This window comes from uncultured Gemella sp., assembly GCF_963519265.1.
Classification (GTDB): domain Bacteria; phylum Bacillota; class Bacilli; order Staphylococcales; family Gemellaceae; genus Gemella.
This window is the reverse complement of the sequence record NZ_CAUQNQ010000130.1, coordinates 1-3,222: the sequence shown is the minus strand read 5'-3', so window position 1 is coordinate 3,222 and position 3,222 is coordinate 1. Positions and strand designations below refer to the sequence as shown.

General features: G+C 30.5%; 4 protein-coding genes. 1 reads left to right on the top strand and 3 read right to left on the bottom strand.

The features are described from left to right. The first annotated feature begins 385 nt into the window (after positions 1-385). A complete protein-coding gene (locus tag RWN11_RS07925) occupies positions 386-1,747 on the top strand; it encodes an FAD-dependent oxidoreductase (RefSeq protein ID WP_314161191.1) in 1,362 nt (453 codons plus the stop codon). A gap of 51 nt (positions 1,748-1,798) precedes the next feature. On the opposite strand, the gene fic is transcribed toward RWN11_RS07925, so the two are convergent. From fic to folE, 3 genes are all read right to left on the bottom strand, one after another. Next, complete coding sequence (gene fic, locus RWN11_RS07920) at positions 1,799-2,407, bottom strand: protein adenylyltransferase Fic (protein ID WP_314161190.1); 609 nt, start codon at positions 2,405-2,407, stop codon at positions 1,799-1,801. 137 nt (positions 2,408-2,544) lie between these two features. Beyond that, positions 2,545-2,748 (bottom strand): trp RNA-binding attenuation protein MtrB, encoded by a 204-nt coding sequence (gene mtrB / locus RWN11_RS07915; RefSeq protein ID WP_003146887.1) that lies wholly within the window; start codon positions 2,746-2,748, stop codon positions 2,545-2,547. 18 nt (positions 2,749-2,766) lie between these two features. Continuing rightward, positions 2,767-3,222 (bottom strand): GTP cyclohydrolase I (folE, locus tag RWN11_RS07910; RefSeq protein ID WP_314161189.1); only part of this gene is annotated, 456 nt, incomplete at its 5' end.

Genomic DNA, 3,222 nt, shown 5'->3' with positions numbered 1-3,222 from the left:
TCTACTTTTTTTAATAATACATTATCAAATAATGGTTTAATCATATTAATAACCTCTTATAAAAATTTTATTTGTATTTTATATTTCTACTGAAATCTATAATAAAACAAAAGTCAAAAAAAGTCAAATCATAAAATTTATATAGTTTAAATATACTCATTATCCTCTATCATTTAAAATAAATATTTAACAAAATTTTTTATAATCAGAAACATATTTTAAAATAGAATAAAACGATAACAACACTATTTTAAAGTTTTTTTTTCAATGCTTATTATTTTTATATTATAGCATTATATGTTATAATGCTACTTGTATAATATTATAATTTTAATTATACGGGAAAAATTTAAATATTAAAAAATATTAATCAGGAGGAAAATATATGAAATATGTAGTTGTTGGAACATCTCACTTCGGTTACGAAGCTGTTCAAACTATTTTAAAAAACGAGCCTAACGCTGAAATTCACTTATACGAAAGAGGCGCTGGGGCTTCATTTATGGGTTGAGGTAGCCAATCTTATTTAGATGGGACATCTAAAGCATTATCTGAACTACACTTTGCAACAGAGGAATCTTACCGTTCACAAGGTATCAACATTCACTGTAACAGCGATGTTGTAGGATTAAACTCAAAAGAAAAATATGTTGTTGTTAAAACACCAGCTGGTGAAGAAAAACAAAGTTACGATAAATTATTATTAAGTCCTGGTGGGGTTGCAGTTAAACCACCATTCGAAGGAATTGAATTAGAAAATATCCACACTTTCCGTGGTCCTGAAGACACTCAAGCAGTATACGATTGTATGCAAAACAGTAAAAAAGCTGTTGTAGTTGGTGGTGGATACATCGGTCTTGAAGTTGCAGAATCTTATGCAAAACACGGTATCGATGTAACAATCGTTGACTTTGCACCAAGAATCTTAAATACATACTTAGACCAAGAACTTACTGATATTCTTACTGAAGAAGGTGCTAAACACAACCTTAAAGTTCGTGGTGGAGAAAAAGTTCTTTCATTCAAAGGCGAAAATGGAAAAGTTACTGCTGTAGTAACAGATAAAGGTGAATACGAAGCAGATACAGTAATTGTTTCTGTTGGTGTTCGTCCAGATGCATCTTGGTTAAATAAAGAATTGGAAATGACAGAACGTGGTTTTGTTGTTACTAACGAATACTTAGAAACATCTGCTAAAGATGTATATGCTGGTGGAGATTCTACTCTTCTTCCATACGCTCCAACTCGTGGAGAATTACCAATAGCTCTTGCTACTCTAGCTCGCCGTCAAGGTGTAGTTGCTGCATTAAACGCTATGGGTACTAAAACTAAAATGCCTGCAGTAAACGGTACTTCTGCATTATCATTCTTTGATTACAAATTTGTAAGTACTGGATTATCTCAAAACGGCGTTAGCTTATACGATGGTAAAGTAGCTTCTAAATATGTAGAAGAAAGAATTTACCCAGATTTCATGAGAAAAGAAAATAATCTGGTTCACATGAAAATTTACTTCGATGAAGATACTCACAGAGTTCTAGGAGCTCAATTAATGTCTAAACATGACGTTTCTAGTGCTATCGCAGCTTTATCTATAGCTATCGCATCAGAATGGACATTAGAACAATTAGCTCTTGCTGATATATTCTTCCAACCAGAATTTGACCGTCCATGGCACTTCATTAACGTACTTGCTATGGCAGCTCTAGACTACAAACTAGGTGGAGCAGATAAATTACTATTCTAGTAAATAAAAAGTTCGCAGGAAAATTTCTGCGAACTTTTTTTTATTTATCTTTTAATATAAATCTTTTGAATTATAAACTATATAGCCTTCATAATAATAACTTTCATCAAGCCCCTTCATGTAAATCTCCCTATCATTAATTTCACTTATAAGTGCAACTCTTAATACATGTTTAATTTCTATATCTCTAATTGGACTGCGTTGCATTGCTAATAAATAGTCCTCTTTATCAATCTTATTCCAATCAATTACCTTTTGAATTTGATTCTTTAGTATATGATCTAACCACAAGCGTGTAGCTCGACCATTACCCTCACGAAACGGATGAGTAATATTCATTTCAACATATTTTTCTACTATCTCTTCAAAAGTACCTTGCGGCATTTCATCAATATGTTTTAAAGAAGAATCTAAAAACATAACTGGCGCAAAACGAAAATCCCCTTTTGCTATATTAACATTTCTTACTTTTCCTGCATAATCATAGATTTCTTCAAATAAATATTGATGTATAAAGGCTAAGGTAGAGAATTTACCTACTTCTTTATTTTTTAGTAACTTGTCTGTAAATAATTTTATCGCTTTTTTCTTACTAAGACGTTCTTCTTCACGTGCTAAAACTAAGTTTTCTGTTATACCAAGTTTATTTTCAAGTACCATATTTTTCCTTTTTAAAATATATTTTCAGTATTATCATAATCTATTATATATAACATTATTTTTCTTTACAACAATTTCACTATATTTTTACAAAAAAACCTACACAAGCTACTTATAGCCTATGTAGGTTAATCTCTTTATTCCGAAATTACTTGATCTAAATTTGATACTATTCTTGCTCTTCCCTGTACTTTAAAGTTTACGATATTATCAAAAATATTTAGAATAATAACTTCTCCCTTATTTAGTATCTCTAGAGCTTCTTCATTATTCGTCTTTTTCGTAATTACTTTTACATTATCGACTTCAGCTCTAATAATAATATAGCTACTTTCTTTCATAATCTACTCCTGTTAATACTATAACTTAATTTTGTATTGAATGTCCTTAACTAATTCTGTATCTTCTAAGAAAATGCCAGTTTTCTTACTAGTCACTGTTTTTGATCCAATTTTCTTAATTCCACGCATAGCCATACACATGTGTTCAGCTTCTATAATTACATACACACCTTTTGGCTGTAATTGTTCTTCTATTGCATTTACAAGCATCAGTGTCATATCTTCTTGAATTTGAAGTCTTCGACTAGCACTCTCTACAAGGCGAGCTAATTTACTAAGCCCTGTAATTTTCTTATTATTTGGCACATAAGCTATGTGACATACTCCATAGAACGGTAACATATGGTGTTCACATAAAGAATAGAACTGAATGTCTTTTACTAAAATAGGCTCGTCATTATCTGATTCAAAAAATGTATTTATTTCTTCTTTCGGATCTACATTTGTTTTAGATAATAACTCTTCATACATTTT